Source organism: Halobacillus alkaliphilus, assembly GCF_900113125.1.
GTDB lineage: Bacteria > Bacillota > Bacilli > Bacillales > Halobacillaceae > Halobacillus > Halobacillus alkaliphilus.
The window spans coordinates 41806-62853 of the sequence record NZ_FOOG01000002.1 but is presented as its reverse complement, the minus strand read 5'-3'; the positions used below and the strand labels follow the sequence as shown (position 1 = coordinate 62853).

Here is a 21048-nt window from a genome sequence, read left to right as displayed (position 1 = left end):
AAAAGAAAAGAGGGAAAGGATATGCATGTACATCAAATCGTAGTGATAGGCGGAGGCACAGCAGGAATTTCGGTAGCTGCTCAATTGAAGCGGCTATCCCGCCATTTGGATATCGCCATTATCGATCCAGCGAAAAAACATTACTATCAGCCATTATGGACGCTGGTCGGAGCGGGCGTATTCGACAAGCAAGTTTCCGAGCGGCCGGAAGCCCAGCTGATTCCTGAAGGAGTCCATTGGTACCAGGAACATGCCGAAGAATTCCGCCCAGAAGAGAATGTAGTCGTTACGGCAGAAGGAACTACCATTCACTATAACTATCTGGTCGTAAGTCCAGGCTTGCAATTAGACTGGAGTAAAATCGAAGGACTGGAAGGCAATGTCGGTAAATATGGGATTTGCAGCAACTATTCCTTCGACCATGTCGATTACACTTGGGAAACCATCCGTAACTTCAAAGGCGGACGCGCGATCTTTACGTACCCCCATTCACCGGTCAAATGCGGGGGTGCACCGCAGAAAATTATGTATCTAGCGGAAGAGGCCTTTCGAAAGCAAGGCGTCCGCGATCAGACAGAGGTGATGTTCCAGTCTGCGAACCCATCTATTTTCTCGGTCGATAAGTATGCAAAGACATTGAATAAAATTATTAATGATCGTGATATTAAGACGAACTTTAAGAAGGACTTAATCAAGATTGATGGTCCAAACAAGCAGGCGACCTTCCGGGATCTACAGACGAATGAGGAAGAGACGCTGGATTATGATATGATCCACGCTGTTCCCCACATGAGCGCTCCCGATTTCATTAAGCACAGCCCTTTGGCGAACGAAGACGGCTGGGTAGATGTCGATCGCTACACTTTACAGCATCGGAATTACGAGAACGTCTTCAGTCTTGGAGATGCTTCCAGTGTTCCAACGTCCAAAACGGGAGCGGCCATCCGGAAACAGGCCCCGGTTGTCGTATCGAACATTTACGCCATGTTAAGAAACAAACAACCTTGGAGGAAGTACGACGGGTACACTTCCTGTCCGCTTGTGACAGGATACGATCGTCTCGTTATGGCAGAGTTCAAGTATAACAACGTACCATCCGAGACCTTCCCGGTCGACCAAAGTAAAGAACGTAAAAGTATGTATCTCCTCAAAAAATATGGTCTTCCAGCCATGTATTGGCATGGCATGATGAAAGGCCGGATGTAATCCAATGATCTCCCTGACAATGTTCAGGGGGATTTTTTTGAGCTAGGGCGAAAAGGGGGGAGCTTTATTGTTGAAGTAAATGAATGAAATTAAACGGTGATATTCAATGAGAAGAGATTGGCAGCTTATGCGGAATCATTTATCAATGCATTAAATACATAGAAAAAAGCCGGGGAATTCCTCCCCAGCTTGTTGGATCATTCTTCTTCTATTCCTAACATTCCTTTAAAGCTTTTCGCATATTGATCGGTAGCAATAATCGCATCAGCCACTTCTTCAGCTGTTACGGAGAAGGCTTGATGAATCGTTTCTCCTTCAGCGGTTGCAGCTTCAGCTACTTTTAGGATGTCTTCTCTGGAGACATTTTTTAGCTTGATATCTTCTAGCGTAATTGGCAGATTGAGGCTCATATATAAAGCCATATATTTTTCGATTTCTTCTTGAGAATGTTCTTCCATCGTTAATTGCACAAGGGTACCGAACGCGACTTTTTCTCCATGCGTAAGGTGATGGATCTCACCTTCTAAGGCAGTGAAACCGTTATGGATAGCGTGAGCAGCACCTAATCCGCCACTTTCAAATCCAAGGCCGCTGAGAAGAGTATTCGCTTCAATTACATGTTCCAGAGCAGGGGTTACCACCTGGCGTTCATTTGATTCATAAGCGAGTAAGGCATAATCAAATAGGATTTCTTCACACTTTTCTGCTATAGCCTGAGCGGCGAGCGTGGTTTGTCCTCCTGCCATCGTATTCCCTTTGTTGTTCACGACACTTCTCACTTCCACGTAAGTAGCCAGTGCATCTGCGATACCGGAGGCTAAGAAACGAGGGGGAGCCTCCGCAATGATTTTGGAATCCAGCAATACGAGGTCTGGATTTTTATTATAGAAACGATAGGATTCAAACACGCCTTCATCTGAGTAAACCACGGAAAGCGCGCTCGTAGGAGCGTCTGTAGAAGCTGTGGTAGGAACGATCACTGTAAAAGCTTGAACCTCATCTGAAACGGCTTTTGACGTATCGAGAGTTTTGCCTCCACCAATACCAATGACAATGGCCGCTTCTGCCTCTTTTGCAATACCTGCAATGCGATCCATTTCTGCTGTAGAAGCTTCGCCGTTAAATACGACGTTCTCTGTGTTGATGTTCGCTTCTTTCAAGTAGGCTACGACATCATTGCCTGCAATTTCCCAAACCGTCTCGTCTGCAATCACAACAGCAGTCTTACCAACACCTTCTAGATGTTGTCCAATCTTCTGAACAGCGTTTCTGCCTTGCACATATTTTGATGGGCTAATGAACACACGTTCCTTCATCCTTAATCCCTTCCTTTCTTAATGTAATACAGTGGTTATCTACCCATTTATTCAGGAGTGATAAACAGAAGGAACGAAAGAAAAGTAAATTCAGTGGTTGTTCCTACGATGATTATCTATCTACTAAGTAATTTAGAAAGGTTATACTTAAAATAAGTGATCAAACTAACCGGTCATTAGAAGTATCTTAAGTATTGAAAGACAGCACGTAGCTACATAAAAGACAAAGTGATCTTTAGCATTCTAACAAAAATATGGAGCAATACGGGGGAGAACAATATGAAAGAATTGAACCACCTTATTACTGATTTGAGTAATGAAATGAACTTTTCAGGAGTCGTATATGTGAAACAAGGTGAGCATATATTATCGGATTCAGCCTTTGGTTATGCGGACCGAGCGGAAAAGCGATTGAACACTTCCAGCACTCGTTTCGGGATAGCCTCTGGCTGCAAATTATTTACGGCTATCGGAATTAGTCAATTAGTAGAAGAAGGATTAGTAGAGTACAATACTCGTCTAGCTGATTGTTTGAATATACACTTGCCTGATTTTGATGAAGAGATTACGATTCACCATTTGTTAACTCATACTTCCGGCATCCCCGATTACTTTGATGAAGAGGTCATGAAGGATTATGAAGACTTGTGGAAGACCTACCCGGTTTATCAAATCAATTCTCTTAAAGATTTTCTACCTTTATTTCAGGAAGAGCCAATGAAATTCACACCTGGAGAAAGATTTCATTATAACAATGCCGGATATATTCTTTTAGGTCTGATCATTGAAGAGCAAACTGGAAGATCTTTTACAGAATATATAGAATCGGAAGTTTTTCATAGGTGCAATATGAAAGAGTCAGGATATTTTTCATTAGATCAACTTCCGGGAAATACAGCGTCAGGATATATTGATAACCATAAAAAGAACACGTGGAGAACGAATATTTACTCTATTCCTAAAAAGGGAGGTTCGGATGGAGGTGCTTTTGTTACAGCTCCTGACATGATGAAGTTATGGGAGGCTTTATTTGACTATAAGCTTTTAAATGAAGAGACTACCTTAAAATTACTCTGTCCTCATGTTCAGGTGAACGGAGAAGTTCATTATGGTTACGGGATCTGGGTGAATCAAAAGGATGAGCATGTGCACAAATACCATGTAATGGGCTATGATCCCGGAGTCAGTTTCAGATCTTCTATTTATCCAGGTTCAAATATTAAGATCGTTATACCTTCCAATATAGAAACGGATCCATTCGAAATCACGAAAGCCATTGAGGATTTTTTATTGAAGTGAAGTGGTAGTGGAAGCGAGCGTTTTGATTTTAATAAGTACATAAGTTGTTTATTAGAGTCATGTGAAATGATCTGAAATTCTTTTGAAAGGCTGGGATTAATAATGGATTCTGTAACTGTGAAAGAGCTTAGCTCTAGAGAAGAAATACGGCAAGGATTTCCTGTGATGAGCCAATTGCGAACTCATTTAGATGAAAATACATACCTGGAATTAGTGTTAGAGGCGAAAGAAGTAGATAGGTATAGGATGTTTGCTTTAATGGAAGATGGGAAGATCGTTGCCGTCACGGGCTTTAAGCCAATGACTACTCTTTATTACGGAAGGTTTGTCTGGGTTTGTGACTTAGTTACAGATCAAAATTATCGATCGAGAGGTTATGGAGACAAGCTGCTTTCTTATGTACATACGTGGGGAGAAGAACATGGTTTCGAGAGTGTGGCTTTATCATCAGGATTAAAGCGCCCTGATGCTCACCGGTTTTATATGGATAACATGGAATATGACAGAGTAAGTTATGTTTTCAAGAAATCATTAACATAATATAAAAAGTAAGCTTAAATGCGGAGCCGCTACCTTTGCTAAGACCCATGAGGAATACAACTCAGGATTAATTTAGTTTTGAGAGACTTGTCCTTATTTTAGGTCTATGTTCTAATAATAGTAACAACTGTATAACGAATCTTCACTAGGGGAGCCATGTAGGTTGGCTGAGAAAAGCACAAAGCTTTGACCCTTATTACCTGATCTGGATCATACCAGCGGAGGGAAGTGAAGCGGACCGATAATTTTTTTAATGATGCTTATGACGCCCGCTCCTTCTCTGAAGGGGCGGGCTTTTTATGTTCAGAAAGGAGATGGAAGCAAGGATTGATTTGACTCAGCTGTAAAAAACAATGGTCGCTTTTTTATATGATTGGTCTCAACAAACAAACAGAGAGGAAGAGAAGTAATGTTTACTGATCGTCTTTATAGAAGTGCACAACCTATCTGGGAGTCTTATCTGCATCATCCTTTTGTTAAAGGTATCGGGGATGGGAGCCTGGAGCTTGATAAATTCAAATTTTTTATGAGACAGGATTATTTGTATTTGATTGATTACTGCCGGGTGTTTGCCTTAGGGGCTGTAAAAGCGAAACGTCTGGACACCATGACCATGTTTTCTGAACTGCTTCATTCCACGTTGTCAGAAGAAATGAACCTTCACCGTAACTATGCAGAAAAGATTGGAATCAGCCGGGAGGAGCTTGAAAATACCGAACCTTCAGCTACACTTCTCGCCTATACAAGCTACATGCTGAGTAAAGCCAACCAGGGTTCAGAAGCAGAAGTGACCGCTTGTGTTCTTGCCTGTACATGGAGTTATCATGTGATCGGTACGGAATTAAACAAGCTCGAACGGAATGAAGGCCATGAGTTTTATGGGGACTGGATCGATATGTACGCTTCAGACGAGTTTGCGGAACTGGCAGCCTCTCTTAAAGAACTGATGAACGATTTGGCAGATGATCTTCCTGAAAGAGAAAAAGCTCACCTTGAAGATATATTTGTTCATACAAGTAAACTGGAGTACATGTTCTGGGAAATGGCTTACAATAAGACGATGTGGGTGGATAAAGATAGTTTTCTTAATCATTGAATAACATGACTCTCTCCTACTTTAGGGGAGGGTTATTTTTTTGATACGACTGATTATTCAAACGTAATAAGATGGGGGAGAAGCGCAAAAATCAGCCGTTTATCTTATGTGTGTCATTGACACATATATAGCACTGATATACTATGTAGCTATGGATACAAAAAATGACAAATGGCATACGCAATTAAGAAAAGGCACCTTCGAATTAGCTATTCTTTTACTCTTAAAGAATGACGCAATGTATGGATATCAAATAACGAAGAAATTACAAGAGGACAGTAGTTTTCCAATAGCAGACGGGTCCATCTATCCTATTTTACGCCGAATGAGTGCAAATGGGTGGATTAGTTCTTTTAAAGAGGAGCATGAGGGAAGGAGCAGAAAGTATTATTATCTAACCGATGCAGGAAAGGAAATTTCTGAGGATCGATGGAATGAGTTTCTAACGGTTTATTCGTTCTTAAACAACCTGCAAGCTGGAGGGGAGTAGAAACACATGAACAAAAGCGATACTGTTGAAGATTATTTGAGTCAGTTGGAATCTAAATTACGAGAGCTGCCAGCCGATGAACGACGTGCTCATCTAAATGAAATCAGGGATCATCTTATGGAGTTGGTCGCAGAAGAAGGAAAAACAGAACAGCAAATTGTTGCCTCCTTTATGTCTCCTGAACAACTGAGTCAGGAAATTCTTCAAGAGGAACAAAATAGCAGGCAAAAAGAGTTTACTATACCGGATTACTGGTTTGGAGTTACGGTTATATCAGTGATCGCTCCCTTTGGCGCATTAGCTCTCCCGCTGATTTTCGAGAATATAGACATCGGGTTATTTTTACCTTTTTTATTACAATTCATAGCAGGAACCGGGATGCTGTTTGGTTATTATAAAAATAAAATGACCACGAAGAGAGGAAATATTCTTCGGAAAGCAGGCAGAATGATGGTTCCCGTGTTAGCGATCCCTTTTGGATTATTTTCTGTAAATATAATGCAGACTGGCCAACTGGATACATTTAATGTTGCTTATCTTATTTGTTATGTGCTTGTGTGGGCGTTCACTTACTTTTCTATACGATCTCTATATCTGAACAACGTTAAGATAGTAGAATTATCCAGTTATTAGAGGTTATTGAATAACTGGATAAATATAAAACAGGAAAGCGATCATTCAAGATAGGGGGCAATCCTTAATAGGACAGCCTCCTTTTTCCATGGATTCAAATGATTACTCTTCCTTTAAGTCAAAATCATATAAGTAAGCCACTAATTTGTTAAAATCTTTATCAGAGGAACATTCAATCTGCAAATCAATAAAGGTCATCACCACTTCTTCATCATCAAACGGGAAATGGCTGTTATCTACGTTGCTAAGGATGTCCCTATTGGAAAGCCCTTTACCTCGTAATACCTCAACCGCTTGCTGCATGGAAGATACTTCTGCCATTTTAAATGCCTCCTTGTCTAATATTGTTCCTTACCTACTATTTTCCCAGTCAAGTTCGTTAGATAACTAAATTCGTGAGAAAAATTGGGAGGACGACAAGGATCCAGAAATTTAGATCCTTGTTTTTATTAATACTATAATGGATCGCGATTATCCTGCTTTCATCTATAAAATAGTGAATAGCCGGATTAATTATTGGAATTTTACAAATTATATGATAGTGTGTGAGGTCACAATTTCAAGGAGGGATTTTACATGTTTGATTATAATAATCGTCAATTCGTATCCATAGAAAATACGGAGAGTGGTGAAGTTTCTGCTAAAACATATTTTTTCTACTATCAAGATGGTAACATTCTTCATGCCGATTACTCTGGTGGAGAGATCGTTAAAGGAAAATTGATAGGAATCGTACATGAGGATGATACTTTGGAATTCCGGTATAATCATGTCAATACCTCCAATGAAATCAGAGGAGGTAAGTGCATATCTGTCCCAAACTTTAATTCTAAAGGGAAGATAGAGCTACATGAAGAGTGGCAGTGGCTTGACCATGACCAAACGAAAGGAAAATCCATCATCAAGGAAGTTTGATAGAGGTAATTCGAGCTGCTTAGTGAGGCAAGTGGGGGTTGAAAAAGTATAGTTCAATACATATGTAATGCCTTAAAACAGTGGATTTTAGGAGAAAACCACCTGTTTTAAGGCATTCGCGGTTGTTTATACGTATAGGTTAGTCCTCAGTAATAAGATTCTTCTCGAAACGACTGATGTCCTTGTCGGCACCGATAACAATTAAAATGTCACCTTCCACAATTTCTTCAGTGGCCATTGGAGAAACATTGATTTCTTTCCCTCTCTTGATCGCCACGACATTGCATCCATATTGGGCGCGAATATCTAACTCGATGAGAGACTGCCCGCTTAATTTACTCCCTGCTATTACCTCAACGACACTGTGGTCATCGGAAAGCTCAATATAATCAAGAATGTTATTAGAAATGATATTGTGTGCAATCCTTTTCCCCATATCTCTTTCAGGGTGGACAATATGATCGGCCCCGATTTTATTTAAAATCTTTTCATGGTAATCATTTTGAGCTTTCACCGTGATTTTTTTGATGCCCATTTCTTCCAGCATTAGGGTAGTCAGCATACTTGCTTGAATATTATCACCAATCGCAACGATCACGTGATCTATGTTTCTTAATCCTAATTCTCGTAACACATTTTCGTCCGTGGAATCGGCAATTACTGCGTGCGAAGCAATATCCCTGTATTCATTTACTTTATCCTCATCTAAGTCCAGGGCCAGTACATGCATACCTTCTCGAATTAACTCGCGACAAATACTTCCGCCGAATCGTCCTAGACCAATTACGGCAAATTCCTTCTTCATTACAATTCCTCCTCCAACAAGTACATGGAAAATGATAATTTCTTACTAGTTATTTTTTCAATGATTGAAAATAACCAATAATATCTTTCCTTCTGAGGATGCCGATAAATACTTGCTGGTCCTCCACTACAGGAACGAAATTTTGGTTTACCGAAAGTTCCAGCATGTCTTCCATTTCAGACCACTTTCTCTTCAGACAGTAGAAAAAAAGCCTATATTCATAAAATGGAACCCCTAAATATACTATATTAACGATACTTGTCATAAGTAAATTTGTGATAGGTCTTATTAGATTATTGTACGAATCGTGCTAGTAGTTCAGCTTCTTTATTTTGAGTCACAGCTTGGTCAATCATACGTTTTATTTCATTTACTGATTTTCGCATCCGTTTATTAATCTGGTGGGGTTAAATTTTGACATCAAAAAACACAGGGGGAAGCTACCCTGCGGTCATTAAATGGTTGATCACAAGTTACCACCATCCTCTCTCTAGACGCTTACGGAGTTAGCTGTCGGGTTCGGGGATAAAGAGTCGCCCTGCCATTGCTATGGATTCACCCCAAGTGGTTTTGACCACGTAAAAACTGGTTCCTCCGCTTCCATGTCGGAATTAAGCGATTAAGATTTTTGGAAACAATGAATCATATTATGTTGACAAATATTACTCTCCATTAATTCTTTAGTAAAGTATAAAAATAAGCCTAAATATCATGAAAAAAACTGTTTGATAGTAAATAGGGTTTGATACCTTCCATTTTCTTTAATTATCTAGGTTTTTGTGTCAGAGGACCCTTTTGGTGAAAAGGAAAGTATAAATGAACTTGGGTATGATAATAGATAGGTTGTCCATAACAATTCTATAAAAGGGGTTTAGAAGTTAATTAAATCGCTATAGAATATATAAACGTAGTTAATATTCAGTGATAGGTGGAACTGATGATGTATAAATTGGATTTGAATCCTCCGCAGATGATTATATCCATTTTTGTCGTATTGATTTTATCTGGTACTTTCCTTTTGAAGCTTCCGTTTGCCAGTACGGAAGGCGTTTCTTTGATAGATGCTTTATTTACGGCTACTTCCGCTATGACGGTTACCGGATTAATTGTGGTGGATACAGGCACAGCCTACACATTGTTCGGTCAGATTATTATCCTTCTGCTCATTCAACTAGGCGGCCTTGGGATTATGACATTTGCTGTGCTAATTTATATGGCCGTTGGGAAGAAAATAGGGATTAAGGAAAGATTGCTCGTTAAGCAAGCGTTAAATCAGTCAGCTATAGGAGGAGTGGTCCGCTTAGCGAAACAATTACTGGTGTTTTCTCTAGTGGTTGAAGCAATTGCGGTGATTTTTCTCTCGTTCAAATGGATACCTGAAATGGGGTGGGGGCCAGGCTTTTACGCCAGCGTCTTTCATTCGATCTCTGCGTTCAATAATGCTGGTTTTTCGATTTGGTCCGATAGCCTGTCCTCTTATGTAGTCAGCCCGATCGTTAATATTGTGATTACCTTTCTCTTTATCATTGGAGGAATAGGTTTTACTGTCGTGTTTGATATGTGGAAAAGCAAAGAATTTAAGCAGTTGTCCTTACAAACGAAGCTAATGATTGTAGGAACTTTAGCCATTAATACTTTTAGTTTTTTCATGATTTTCTTTCTCGAGTATAATAACCCTAATACATTAGCGGACTTATCCAGTCTTGGTAAAATTCAAGCCGCTTATTTTCAAGCCGTTACACCGAGAACCGCTGGATTTAATACGCTGGACATTGGACAAATGGAAGAAGCCTCTCTCTTTTATATTATTACTCTTATGTTTGTAGGTGGAGGGAGCGCTTCCACAGCTGGCGGTATCAAACTCACGACAGCCCTGGCCATTCTTCTTGCCACTCTCTCTTTCTTCAAAGATAAAGAACATGTGGTGGTCTATGAAAGAAGTCTCACCAGCCATGTGATTAACAAGGCTTTGGCCCTGGCAGTGGGCAGCCTCTGCGTGGTGGTAATAACCATTTTTATTCTAAACCTAACGGAAGAGGCCTCGTTTCTAACGATCATGTTTGAAAGTGTTTCTGCTTTTGGCACTGTAGGGTTATCCATGGGGTTAACGGGGAGCCTGACACTAATCGGAAAAATAACGATTATTTTTACGATGCTTATTGGAAAACTTGGTCCTTTAACCTTTGCTTTTGCCTTTGCCAAACAAACTCCAGATCCTGTGAAGTATCCAAGTGAAGAAATTCTTACTGGTTAAAAGCCCGCGGGTGTAGGCTTTTTTTAAATATCACTGATTCTATTAATAAGGTTGTAGGTAAGGAATATCTGGAAACCAGTCTTTATGATGTGGGGAGATGATTCCATCTGATATGATGGTGGAAAGAAAGCGTTTTAAAGGTGGTGTTTTGATATGACTAGTTGTGAATGTTGCCATACCGAGTTTCAGTGGGGTGAAATCTTAAATAGAAATTTGCTTTATGGTTTAATTTCCTGCAGAAAATGCGGTTGTGAACATACAATGGATTTTCCTTCCAGGTTTAAAGTAACGCTTGTAAGTGTTGTTCCATTCCTTGTATTCGGGTTGTTTTTAACACCTTTCGACAATACGTTTTTCACCATAGTGGCAGGTTTATTTATATTTGTATTAGGTATGCTCATTAGTCCTTTTGTGACTAATTATAAGCAGGTTAAGTTAGGACAATAAACTTATGAACTTGAGGAATTATCGTAAGCACAGGGAAGTTTACCGTAGAGGGTAAGCTTCTTTTTTAATGAGATAGGATAGTTGCCCTTCACAGAATATCTTGAAATAATTGACATGAAAATTAAACGTTAGGAAGTCAGAAAAGGTAAAAAGAACCTCATTTTTGTTTTATACTACATAAAAGTAAACCTCCAAGAGTAATACATAAATCATTCTTCAACTATGACGTTCGTTAATCAAAGTAGAGAGGAGAAGTTTGCTTCATGAAAAATCAAGTTAGTAGCTGTTTTATTCACCTGGTGAACTTTGAAAGCACGAAAGAATGGTATAAGGATGTTTTAGATTTTGAGGTCGAAGTTGAAGGAGAAGGATTCTTGCAATTTAAAATGAACGGCCCTTCGTTCATTCTATTGCAGGCTCAAGTGAAAGAGCTCACTTCTTTACCATATTCGCCTTTCCTTTTTGAAACAGATGATATTGGGTTGACCCAAAAGAAACTGAGAGAAAAGAATGTAAAAGTAGAAGAGATTGAAAACTTTGGTGGTCAATTGTATGGGTGTCATTTTTATGATCCGGAAGGCAATAGACTGCTCGTGTGTACGACCGGATGACTTTACTTACAGGTATAAGAGAAGAAGGAATAGGAGGGGAACGAATGGCTAGTAGTCCAATTAATCAACATGTGAATACTGTATTTATCCCCGTAGAAAATATTAAAAAAGCAAAAGAGTGGTACGAAAATGTGCTGGGAATTAAGGGAGAAGAAGTACAGTTTGGACATCTTTTTGTAGCAGATATGAATGGAACAGATTTAGTTTTTGATGAGATGCCGATGTGGCGAGGGGAAAATGGTGAATTGCCTACCTTGAACGTGCCGGCTATTCAATTCAGTTCGAATGATATTCATGCCTCTTATCAATTATTGAAAGAGCAGGGTGTTGAGCTCGTGACGGAGGTCATGCATGATCACTTTTTTGTTTTCAAAGATCCCGATGGAAATATGTTGATGGTGTGTCAGTGTTAAATGTTAGGAGTCCTGCTTCTCTTAGGATATTATCAAACTATTTCATTACAGCATCATCACCTGCGTCTTCTATAGGGACGCGTGTGTTTAAAAGGATGTTAGCCACTCACTAACATCCTTTTAATTACTTAATCGAAAATACTAATCGGTATCATCATAGATATCTGTTTTACTGATGGATGAAACATAGGTAAGATATGTATTAATGTTTATTGGTTTTAAACCTCTTGAAGCATTTGTGGTCGATAACCTATAATGAATAAAATTATGGATGAGGTGACTGGATTGAACATTGTCGTACTTTATGGAGGAACGCGTGATGGAGGAAACACAGAATTATTAACAGAAACCGTTATAGGAGATTTATCGGTCAACAGAATATTTTTAAAAGATTACCAGATGAACCACATTATCGATCAAAGACATGATAAAAAAGGGTTTGATAACGTAGAAGATGATTATGATAGCGTTGTTTCGAAGATGATCGACGCCGATGTACTGATTTTTGCTACGCCGATTTACTGGTACGGGATGTCCAGTGTCATGAAAACCTTTATTGATCGTTGGTCTCAAACAGCAAGAGATGATAAATTTCCAAATTTTAAAGAGACCATGGCGAACAAGCATGTGTATTTAACAGCCGTGGGAGGAGATGAACCACGAATCAAAGGTCTGCCTCTCGTTCAGCAATTTAAGTATATCTGTGAATTCATGAATTTGAATTTCATTGACTATATCTTAGGAAATGGTGTGAAACCTTTGGATGTCTTGAAGGATGAGAAATCTATAGAGTATGCGAAAGCAATTAATAAGAGTTTGATGAATAGGGGCTGAATTATGTCCAGGGCTTTTGGGCAGAAGGAGACAAATGCATATGGGAAGCGGGAATACCTCATTGTTAGGTCCAGTAAGGAAAAGTCTTTGAAGGGGTAGTGGATTTTCACTGAACGATTTACAAGTGAATCCAAAATTTGAATACGGGGTTAGTTAATTTATTTTGTATTCATAAGGAGGAATGTCATGATTGTTGTGATGTATATGCTCATCAGCTTAGGCGCTGCGTTCTTTCTCGGAATTATTCCGGAAGGGTTTGGAAACACATTATTGCTGGGAGCTATTTTAGGTGTATTATTAGGTATCTTTCATCAACTAACTAAGATCTGTACATATTTGAGCGGTGAAGGGGATTCTGATAAATCCTTAGCCAAATCTAATAAAATCCCGATACGCAGGTAAGTGGTCATGTTCCATAAAAAAATCAAGGACTTCCCTTTTACAGGTGGAGTCCTTGATCGGCATGGTCTTTTTCTACATATTCTCACAAAATTGGTTAGAAACGTGAGAAAGTGTGTTCAATACAAATTGTAATACAATACTGCTCTGGTGTAAACACGCTTTAAAGTATTAAAGATAAATAAGGCATCTTGGTATTCAGCAACCTCTTTTGCCCCAAAATATCCCACCTCAGGTCATCCATAATATGGATGACCTGAGGTGGGATATTTTGGGTATTTAACCTGTTGCTTCTCATAAGATAGATCTTCTATTGGTTATCGACTCGAGTCTCAAAACACCTTTATCCAGCAAATAGATTTAGGATCATTCTCTCTAAGTTCAGGCCGTTATCGGGTGGTAAAAACGTTTCATGCTGCGCATACGGAGATTTCTATACAATTAGCTGTAGAGCTTGAAGTAGAGCAGTCCGATATGAATAGCAGTTGCTCAAGGATTTTAAGTAAAAAAGCCTAAGCATCGAATGCTTAGGCTTTCCTTTACAATTTCCACTCGCCGGTTTCCCTCAATTTGTATAATAAATCTTCTGGCTCCCCGGTGTTTCCGTTGATAACAAAGGTTTTGGATAGGAAGTCTGTATCTACTTCAACTCTCCATAAAGGCAAGTACACAAGTTCTGCTTCTTTAATTTCATACCTTGGCTTTTTTAATATATAGCTTCTATTAATTTGTTTATCCTGGACATCGATCACGTACTTGTCCAGCAATTCCTGTTTGGTTATATCCGCCCTTTGTACATTTGCCTGAGATACTTCTCTGGCTGTTATAGGCGGCACACTTGTGAATAATCCACGATAACCAGAGAGAGCATCTACAAAAGCCATATTCGGTTTCTTCTTAGGAGGAAAAGGTTTTCTGTCTGCGATGACAAGCAGCTTTACCGTCCACATAGGATGATATACCTTTTCTTTTTTGACAATCCCTCGATTCAGGCTCTCTTCATTCAACTGCCGGTTCCATTTCAAGGAAGGTTTCAAACTTCTGTACATATGCTTCGCCAGATCTTCTTCAGGTAAATGATCTTCTCCTATAATGCTGACCTTCATATCGTCACCTACTTATGCGTCTAAATTCATGTGATAATGGTCTACCTCTTGTTGCTTAGCCTCAGAAGGAGGAGCCGTCATTAAACTGACTACCACGGTTAAAATAGCGGAAACGGGTGCAGATACGAGGTGTTCGGAAACTAATGCGAAAGGGAGTAGGGCCATAATGATAAAAGTGACGGTCCCGCCGACCATGCCTGCCAGGGCTCCTGGAGTATTCGCCCGTTTCCACCATAATCCTAGCACAAGCGGGAAGCCGAATGCGGATAACATCGCGCCGCTTACCCACCCTACCATGACGGCAATTAACTGTGGTGGATCGATAGCAAAAATAATCCCTACAATACTAGCGAGAATCATCACGGCAAGACCAAGCCGTGTGACTGTTTTTTCTGAAGCATCTTTATTGATATGTTCTTTGTAAATGTCGTGAGCAATTCCTGCTGCTACCGCTAAGAGCATGGCATCTGCAGAAGACATGATGGCTGCCAGTAAACCTGCTAACATAATCCCGGCTAATAAAGCAGGCATGTAATGCTCAATCACAGAGATAAAAATCATATCCTGGTTGTTTAAAGTGTCTGCGATCCCTAAACTTGCTCCGGCAGAAGCAATGACAAATCCGAAGATAAATACGGTCACATAAAGAAAGCAGGCACCTAACGCAGATCGACGGGCTGTCTTTGCATCGCGGGCTGCAAAGTTCCTCATAACAGCGGAAGGGGAAACGACACCGAACCACAGAAACGCAATAAACAACCCAAAGTAGGACATCCAGGGCTGAGTAATCGAGCCGAATTGTGGATCAACAGCTAATGCATCTTGAATGAGCGATCCAGCGCCACCATGATCCATTAATATAATAATAGCTAACACGAACATTCCAATGACCATAACGGCCCCCTGGATTAAGTCTGTATATGTAATCGCCCACATGCCGCCAAGAGCCGCGTATAAGGTAAAGCCCAATCCTAGAATAATGACCGCTGTCACATAATCAATACCTAGCACATACGAACCAATGAGACCGGAAGCTGTCAGCTGCGGAATCATGTAGAAGGTCATACTAAGTACGACTAGAATTGCCGCAACAATTTGCACGGACTTGCCGTACCGATGCTTGAAAAACTCAGGCAGTGTTTTTACGCCTGTCCTTCTAATCTGTCCGGAAATTAAGAACATCGCAAAGGAAGGAATGGCTACGGCACCAAACCCGTAGGCGAGCAAAAACGGAACACCGAGTGCTACTCCAGAACCTACCGCTCCCATCAAGGAGCTCGAACTTGCGACGGCTGCGAAAAAGGCGAACGAACCTACAAAGCTGTTAATTTTACCGCCAGCCGTCCAGTAATCTCCTTCAGAGGAATGAGCCTGCTTAGCAAACCAAATTCCTATACCTGTCATGATAATTAAATAGATCGCTAATATAATTGTTTCCATTATCTGCATAAATGCTCACTCCTTTACTCAACTTCTTTCTTTTCTAATTTTTCCATCCATACGACGTAAGCGACGGTTAAAGCTAACCATATGAAAAAGCAAACAAACATGGCCCATCCTGCTAAAGATATACCAGCCAAATACGTATCGGTCGGCCACCAAATCCAGACGATCAACGCGATCAAGGATAGAAGGATAACCATAACAATTCCAGGATCCTTCCATTTTTTACGGGTAAGTTTCCTCATTATATCCCTCCATTCTTACTTATAAAGCCGTTCATAAATAGATTGGACAACCACCAAGTCAAAAATCGCAGCTCCGACAGATTTATAGACGATCGTTTTATTCTCCAAATCTTCTGGATGGTGATTGTTTGTTATAATTTCTTCAAGATCCCAGGCTGCTTCTGTATCGGTTCGTAACTTCTCTGCACGAATCATATCTCCTGACTCACGGAGGGCAGATTCCTTATCTACATACACTTCATCAGCTTCACTCAATACTTGATCAGATATTTCCTGCATCGAAGGTCGGAAGGAGCCCACACCTACGACCAGTTTGCCTTTCCAATCGGAAACGCTTAGTTCAGGGAGAACAGGGGTGGTAGAGGTCGTAGTCGTTACAACAATATCTGAGTGTTCAACTAGTTCGTTTATAGAAGAAACTGTAAAACTTACGTCAGGGAACTCTTTTTCAGCGTTGGACTTAAATTGGTACGCTTTCTCTTCTGTTCGGTTAAAAATATGTACATGCTTTATATCCCTGGCCACAAGGGCCGAATGCAAATGACTCCAGCCTTGCGTTCCTGTCCCTATGATACCTAAGGTTTTAGCATCTTCCCTGGCTAGATACTTCATTCCAAGACCACCCAGGGCACCTGTCCTTAAAGAGGTAATGGCCATAGCGTCACACATAAATAAAGGCACCATCGTTTTTCGGTCATACAGAACCATTAACCCGTGGATCGTATCCTTTCCTAGACGTGAGTTGTTAGGAGCGACGCCGACCAATTTCGTCGCATAATAACCTCCGTAAAAGGCCGGCATGAGTAATGCGGTATTATCTCCGTCCTCAATGTGCATACGGTCTGGTGAAATGTAGGCTTTTTCTTTTTCTAAATAAAAGGTTTCAATGCTGTCCATGGTTTCTTTCATGGAGAATTTCTTTGTAATTTCATCAGCCGAAATAACTTCCATATTTCCCCCTCCTTTGATTAATTACCACATATATTAACAAATTTTTCAGAAAAGTGAAAACGTTTTTAAGTTGTGAGTTTTGTTTATAAAACAGTCATCTTATGTCTGGGCAGCGGTGGTCAATCAGGAAGCGTCGATACCTGCATTTCCAATCCTTAGTCCCACTGTTAAGTAGGTTTCCATTGAAAAATAAGAATGGATATTTGAAATTACCATCCCGTGTTTCCCTTAAAAGCAGTTGACAATCCTTCCTGAAGTTTGTCATACTATCTTCAACAACATACTGGTACCTTTAATTCAGTCCCGTGAGGCTGACAAGGACAGCGTTTAAAGAAAGATCGGTGGAAAACGTGCGCGCTCATCGCAAGAGTGCCATGCCTTTTTCATGCAGAATCTTAAGGCTTCTTGTCGGATGAAAACGGCAGGAAGCCTTTTTGTCTGCGATCTTTTTCGCTCCCGGTACCGGTGTCTTACTAAAAGATACTGGAGGAATGAAATATGAAAACGACACATGGTGATTTTGCATTAACGGCTGTGCCTCAGTCTGAGCGACAAGGATTTTGGAAGATGTTGATGGTGATGATGGGCCTTACTTTCTTCTCCGCCAGCATGTGGTCAGGAGGTACGCTTGGTGCAGGGTTAACTTTCGTTCAATTCATGGCGGTGGTCTTAGCTGGGAACCTTATTCTCGGGGCGTACACGGGCGGACTTGCTTATGTATCTGCGAAAACCGGTTTATCCACTCACTTGCTGAGCCGCTATGCTTTTGGTGAAAAAGGCTCTTACCTTGCTTCCCTGCTGCTTGGCGGAACGCAGGTCGGCTGGTTCGGTGTAGGCGTGGTTATGTTCGCTTTGCCGGTGCAAAAAGTAACCGGTATCGATATGATCTGGCTGATCGCCGGATCCGGAATATTGATGACAGCGACTGCGTTTTTCGGGATGAAAGCTCTGATGCTTCTCAGTTTCATCGCTGTTCCGATGATTACAATTTTAGGGAGCTTTTCTGTTTTCAAAGCGACTGAAAGTATGGGCGGGTTCGAACAGCTGCTGCAGCATAATCCTTCTGAATCACTCGGACTAGCAGCGGCGCTTACGATCTGCATTGGCTCCTTTATCAGCGCTGGTACGCTTACGCCTGACTTCACCCGTTTTTCAAAAACGAAGAAATCAGCGGTTACAAGTACGGTCATCGCTTTCTTCATTGGAAATTCTCTCATGTTTTTATTCGGTGCTATTGGGGCGATGGCGACCGGAAATGCGGACATTTCGGAAGTTATGTTTACGCAGGGACTGATCATTCCGGCCATTTTGGTACTGGGATTAAACATTTGGACAACGAACGATAATGCACTCTATGCGTCAGGACTGGGATTCTCAAGCATCACGAAAATCACTAAAAACAAAGTGGTTATTTTCAACGGTGTCATCGGAACATTGACGGCGATGTGGCTGTATAACAACTTCGTCGGCTGGCTTACCATGCTTGGTTCCGCGATCCCTCCCATTGGAGCGATCATTTTAATCGATTATTATCTATATAGACGTGAACGTACAGCTGCTTTTGAACAGCAGAGTTTCAAAAAGGTAAGATGGACAGGGATCATCGCCTGGGCGGCAGGTGTTGCGGCTGCTCAATGGGTACCGGGCATCGCTCCTGTAAATGCCGTGATTGCTTCTGTTCTTATTTACACGGTTACCTCTAAATTTGCCGAGCAGCCAGCCCATAATAAGATCGAAGAAGGAGAAGTTGCATGATAATTAAACAAGCGAAACTTCGTGGAAAAGAAGGCTTATGGTCGTTACGGATCGACCATGGAGTGATCCAGGAGATCACGCAAGAACCCATCCGCGAGGAAGATTCAAATATGATTGACGCAGGTGGATCACTCGTGATCCCTCCGTTCGTGGAACCTCATATTCATCTGGATACTACATTAACCGCTGGAGATCCAGAGTGGAACAAAAGCGGAACTCTGTTTGAAGGCATTCAGCGCTGGTCCGAGCGAAAAGATAAGCTCACCGAAGCTGATGTAAAGCAAAGAGCGAAGCAGGCGCTCTCTATGCAGATTGCAAATGGCATCCAACATGTCCGCACCCATGTCGATGTTACCGATCCAGAGTTGACCGCTTTAAAAGCTCTCATAGAGGTGCGGGAAGAAGTAAAAGAAGACGTCGATCTGCAGCTCGTAGCGTTTCCTCAGGAGGGAATCCTTTCTTATCCCAACGGGCAGGAGCTGTTGGAAGAAGCTTTAAGACTCGGAGCGGACGTAGTCGGTGCCATCCCTCACTTTGAATTCACACGTGAGTATGGCGTGGAATCATTGAAAATCGCATTTGACCTCGCTGAGAAATACGATCGATTTGTCGACGTGCATTGTGATGAAATTGACGATGAACAGTCGAGGTTTGTGGAAATGGTCGCAACGGAAGCGTTAGAAAGAGGTATGGGAGACAAAGTGACCGCAAGTCACACAACTGCCATGGGGTCCTATAATGACGCTTATACGTCCAAACTGTTCCGCTTGCTCAAGATGTCGGGAATTCATATCATTGCGAATCCGCTCGTTAACATTCATCTGCAGGGACGTTTTGACACGTATCCTAAGCGCAGAGGATTAACACGCGTGAAAGAATTAAATGAAGCCGGCATTAACCTCGGGTTCGGCCATGATGACATTTTCGATCCATGGTATCCGCTTGGAACGGGAAATATGCTCCAGGTTCTTCATATGGGACTTCACCTATCTCACCTGATGGGATATGACCAGATCAAACAGGGCATGGATTTTATCACGGAAAATAGTGCCCGCATCTTGAATCTGAAGGAAGAGTATGGTCTTGAGCCTGGGCGTCCAGCCAATCTTATTATTCTCGACGCTGAGGATGAATATGAAGCAGTCAGAAAGCAGGCAGTTGTCCGGTACTCTATCCGTCATGGAAGGATTTTATCGGAAACGATACCAAGTGAGACGTCTCTTTATTTCAATGAAAAATAACGTATAGTTTAGAAGATTTTAAAAAGGCTCCTCCACATGAAAGACAGATCAGTCTTATCATGTAAGGAGCCTAACGCAATTCCAAAAGTTTTATAGGGCTTGAAAGTCTTTAGCCAGACTTCTTCACACTTAAGAATGTAATGGTGGCCAGAATAAGAACCATGCCAATAAGCTGAACAAACGACAGGCTGTCCCCTAGAACTACTACACCAAACAAGGAAGCTGTCACCGGCTCGATCATGGCGATCATCGAAGCCGTCGAAGGAGCTGTCCATCGAACGCCGACTACATAAAGAACAAAAGATATCCCTGCTCCGATAAGCCCGAGCAGGATAAACCACCATAAATCACCTGAAGTGAGAACAGAAAAAGCTGCTTGACGGTCAATGAATAGTAAAAGCAAGGCAGTAAATGCCAGGAAAGCGAGGGTTAGTACGGTCTGCGGCTTACCGTAATTGGAAGCATTTTTAAAACCGAAAATAAACACGGCGTAAGATATACCGGCAGCAAGTCCTGCACCCGCGCCTAATAGGGTTACAGAAGAAGAACCGGTGTTATATGCTCCTGTAAGCAGGATAATTCCGACAATTACGCCAGCAATGCATCCCCATTTTAACCAGCTCGAGCGTTCTATTCTTAGAAGAAATGAAACTAAAAGGACAAATACTGGTGCGGTGTACATTAATGTAGCTGCAATAGCGATACTGGACGCTTCAATACTCAGGAAATAAAAGGTGAAATTACCTGCTACGCCGAGGCCCGCAAGAATCGACCATAAATACACGGTTGAAGAAGTTGGGAAATTTTGTTTGGCGCGAAGAAGAAACCAAATTAAAACACATACAAGCCCTACGGCTCCACGATAAAACGAAATAATGGAAGGACTATAGCCTTTATTCATTAATATATCAGCGATTCCCCCGGTTATACCCCAAAGGATTGCAGCTGTCATAACTAAGATTATACCACCATATCTCATGTACACCCTCCTATTTACAAATGTTGTTAATTATAATTGATGTCTCATGTGTATTCCATAAGAAGAGCCC

General features: G+C 41.2%; 25 protein-coding genes and 2 riboswitches. Of the genes, 16 read left to right on the top strand and 9 right to left on the bottom strand.

All coding sequences use genetic code 11. The features are described from left to right. The first annotated feature begins 21 nt into the window (after positions 1–21). The gene (locus tag BMZ06_RS01850) at positions 22–1206 is read left to right on the top strand and encodes an NAD(P)/FAD-dependent oxidoreductase (RefSeq protein ID WP_089749572.1); all 1185 of its coding nucleotides are present in this window, start codon (positions 22–24) and stop codon (positions 1204–1206) included. A gap of 197 nt (positions 1207–1403) precedes the next feature. Here the strand turns inward: BMZ06_RS01850 and BMZ06_RS01845 are convergent, their stop codons facing one another. Further along, positions 1404–2522, bottom strand: coding sequence for a glycerol dehydrogenase (locus BMZ06_RS01845; protein WP_089749571.1), 1119 nt, complete (start codon positions 2520–2522; stop codon positions 1404–1406). 279 nt (positions 2523–2801) lie between these two features. Here BMZ06_RS01845 and BMZ06_RS01840 point away from each other — a divergent pair, with 279 nt between their 5' ends. The 5 genes from BMZ06_RS01840 to BMZ06_RS01820 all read left to right on the top strand — a co-directional run bounded on the left by BMZ06_RS01840 (position 2802) and on the right by BMZ06_RS01820 (position 6580). Next, positions 2802–3821, top strand: coding sequence for a serine hydrolase domain-containing protein (locus BMZ06_RS01840; protein WP_089749569.1), 1020 nt, complete (start codon positions 2802–2804; stop codon positions 3819–3821). 102 nt (positions 3822–3923) lie between these two features. After that, complete coding sequence (locus BMZ06_RS01835; protein ID WP_089749567.1) at positions 3924–4361, top strand: GNAT family N-acetyltransferase; 438 nt, start codon at positions 3924–3926, stop codon at positions 4359–4361. Positions 4362–4498: 137 nt separating this feature from the next. Next, a riboswitch (TPP riboswitch) is annotated at positions 4499–4605 on the top strand. Positions 4606–4770: 165 nt separating this feature from the next. Next, positions 4771–5457 (top strand): thiaminase II, encoded by a 687-nt coding sequence (gene tenA, locus BMZ06_RS01830; protein ID WP_089749566.1) that lies wholly within the window; start codon positions 4771–4773, stop codon positions 5455–5457. Between the two features lie 106 nt (positions 5458–5563). Beyond that, complete coding sequence (locus tag BMZ06_RS01825) at positions 5564–5947, top strand: PadR family transcriptional regulator (protein ID WP_245755926.1); 384 nt, start codon at positions 5564–5566, stop codon at positions 5945–5947. 6 nt (positions 5948–5953) lie between these two features. Further along, on the top strand, positions 5954–6580 hold the full coding sequence (locus BMZ06_RS01820; RefSeq protein ID WP_089749564.1) for a DUF1700 domain-containing protein: 627 nt from the start codon (positions 5954–5956) through the stop codon (positions 6578–6580). A 102-nt stretch (positions 6581–6682) separates the two neighbouring features. Here BMZ06_RS01820 and BMZ06_RS01815 read toward each other — a convergent pair whose 3' ends face one another. Continuing rightward, on the bottom strand, positions 6683–6901 hold the full coding sequence (locus tag BMZ06_RS01815; protein WP_089749562.1) for a hypothetical protein: 219 nt from the start codon (positions 6899–6901) through the stop codon (positions 6683–6685). Positions 6902–7156: 255 nt separating this feature from the next. Here BMZ06_RS01815 and BMZ06_RS01810 point away from each other — a divergent pair, with 255 nt between their 5' ends. After that, positions 7157–7495, top strand: a complete 339-nt coding sequence (locus BMZ06_RS01810) for an avidin-fold protein (protein WP_089749560.1) — start codon at positions 7157–7159, stop codon at positions 7493–7495. Positions 7496–7634: 139 nt separating this feature from the next. On the opposite strand, the gene BMZ06_RS01805 is transcribed toward BMZ06_RS01810, so the two are convergent. Continuing rightward, on the bottom strand, positions 7635–8300 hold the full coding sequence (locus BMZ06_RS01805) for a potassium channel family protein (RefSeq protein WP_089749558.1): 666 nt from the start codon (positions 8298–8300) through the stop codon (positions 7635–7637). Positions 8301–8349: 49 nt separating this feature from the next. After that, entirely contained in the window at positions 8350–8475 is a 126-nt protein-coding gene (locus tag BMZ06_RS21095) for a CBS domain-containing protein (RefSeq protein ID WP_139205787.1), read from the bottom strand. A gap of 304 nt (positions 8476–8779) precedes the next feature. Next, positions 8780–8928, bottom strand: a riboswitch (cyclic di-AMP (ydaO/yuaA leader). A 312-nt stretch (positions 8929–9240) separates the two neighbouring features. On the opposite strand from BMZ06_RS21095, the gene BMZ06_RS01800 reads away from it, so the two are divergent. The 7 genes from BMZ06_RS01800 (at position 9241) to BMZ06_RS21235 (ending at position 13774) form a co-directional block, all read left to right on the top strand. After that, complete coding sequence (locus tag BMZ06_RS01800; RefSeq protein WP_425431746.1) at positions 9241–10554, top strand: TrkH family potassium uptake protein; 1314 nt, start codon at positions 9241–9243, stop codon at positions 10552–10554. A 153-nt stretch (positions 10555–10707) separates the two neighbouring features. Continuing rightward, positions 10708–11001 (top strand): TIGR04104 family putative zinc finger protein, encoded by a 294-nt coding sequence (locus BMZ06_RS21240; protein ID WP_089749555.1) that lies wholly within the window; start codon positions 10708–10710, stop codon positions 10999–11001. A gap of 263 nt (positions 11002–11264) precedes the next feature. Then, positions 11265–11612, top strand: coding sequence for a VOC family protein (locus tag BMZ06_RS01790; RefSeq protein WP_089749553.1), 348 nt, complete (start codon positions 11265–11267; stop codon positions 11610–11612). 44 nt (positions 11613–11656) lie between these two features. Next, on the top strand, positions 11657–12025 hold the full coding sequence (locus tag BMZ06_RS01785) for a VOC family protein (RefSeq protein ID WP_089749550.1): 369 nt from the start codon (positions 11657–11659) through the stop codon (positions 12023–12025). A gap of 285 nt (positions 12026–12310) precedes the next feature. Next, complete coding sequence (locus tag BMZ06_RS01780; protein WP_089749548.1) at positions 12311–12859, top strand: flavodoxin family protein; 549 nt, start codon at positions 12311–12313, stop codon at positions 12857–12859. A 186-nt stretch (positions 12860–13045) separates the two neighbouring features. After that, entirely contained in the window at positions 13046–13261 is a 216-nt protein-coding gene (locus BMZ06_RS01775; RefSeq protein ID WP_089749545.1) for a hypothetical protein, read from the top strand. 309 nt (positions 13262–13570) lie between these two features. Then, positions 13571–13774: a hypothetical protein gene (locus tag BMZ06_RS21235; RefSeq protein ID WP_425431747.1), complete on the top strand. Its 204-nt coding sequence runs from the start codon at positions 13571–13573 to the stop codon at positions 13772–13774. A 23-nt stretch (positions 13775–13797) separates the two neighbouring features. Here BMZ06_RS21235 and BMZ06_RS01770 read toward each other — a convergent pair whose 3' ends face one another. The 4 genes from BMZ06_RS01770 to BMZ06_RS01755 are packed head-to-tail and all read right to left on the bottom strand — an operon-like array spanning position 13798 to position 17003. Further along, positions 13798–14364 carry a hypothetical protein gene (locus tag BMZ06_RS01770; protein ID WP_089749543.1) on the bottom strand — a complete coding sequence of 189 codons (567 nt, stop codon included), beginning with the start codon at positions 14362–14364 and terminating at the stop codon, positions 13798–13800. A 12-nt stretch (positions 14365–14376) separates the two neighbouring features. Then, positions 14377–15813, bottom strand: coding sequence for a sodium:solute symporter family protein (locus tag BMZ06_RS01765; protein WP_089749540.1), 1437 nt, complete (start codon positions 15811–15813; stop codon positions 14377–14379). 14 nt (positions 15814–15827) lie between these two features. Further along, positions 15828–16052, bottom strand: coding sequence for a hypothetical protein (locus BMZ06_RS01760; protein ID WP_089749537.1), 225 nt, complete (start codon positions 16050–16052; stop codon positions 15828–15830). A 15-nt stretch (positions 16053–16067) separates the two neighbouring features. Beyond that, positions 16068–17003 (bottom strand): ornithine cyclodeaminase family protein, encoded by a 936-nt coding sequence (locus BMZ06_RS01755; protein WP_089749536.1) that lies wholly within the window; start codon positions 17001–17003, stop codon positions 16068–16070. A 498-nt stretch (positions 17004–17501) separates the two neighbouring features. Between BMZ06_RS01755 and codB the strand changes: the two genes are divergently transcribed. Beyond that, on the top strand, positions 17502–18758 hold the full coding sequence (gene codB / locus BMZ06_RS01750; RefSeq protein ID WP_089749534.1) for a cytosine permease: 1257 nt from the start codon (positions 17502–17504) through the stop codon (positions 18756–18758). Continuing rightward, on the top strand, positions 18755–19999 hold the full coding sequence (codA, locus tag BMZ06_RS01745; RefSeq protein ID WP_089749533.1) for a cytosine deaminase: 1245 nt from the start codon (positions 18755–18757) through the stop codon (positions 19997–19999). The genes codB and codA overlap by 4 nt, the downstream gene beginning before the upstream one ends. 109 nt (positions 20000–20108) lie before the next feature. Here the strand turns inward: codA and BMZ06_RS01740 are convergent, their stop codons facing one another. Continuing rightward, entirely contained in the window at positions 20109–20978 is an 870-nt protein-coding gene (locus BMZ06_RS01740) for a DMT family transporter (RefSeq protein WP_089749530.1), read from the bottom strand. Between the last annotated feature and the right edge of the window lie 70 nt (positions 20979–21048).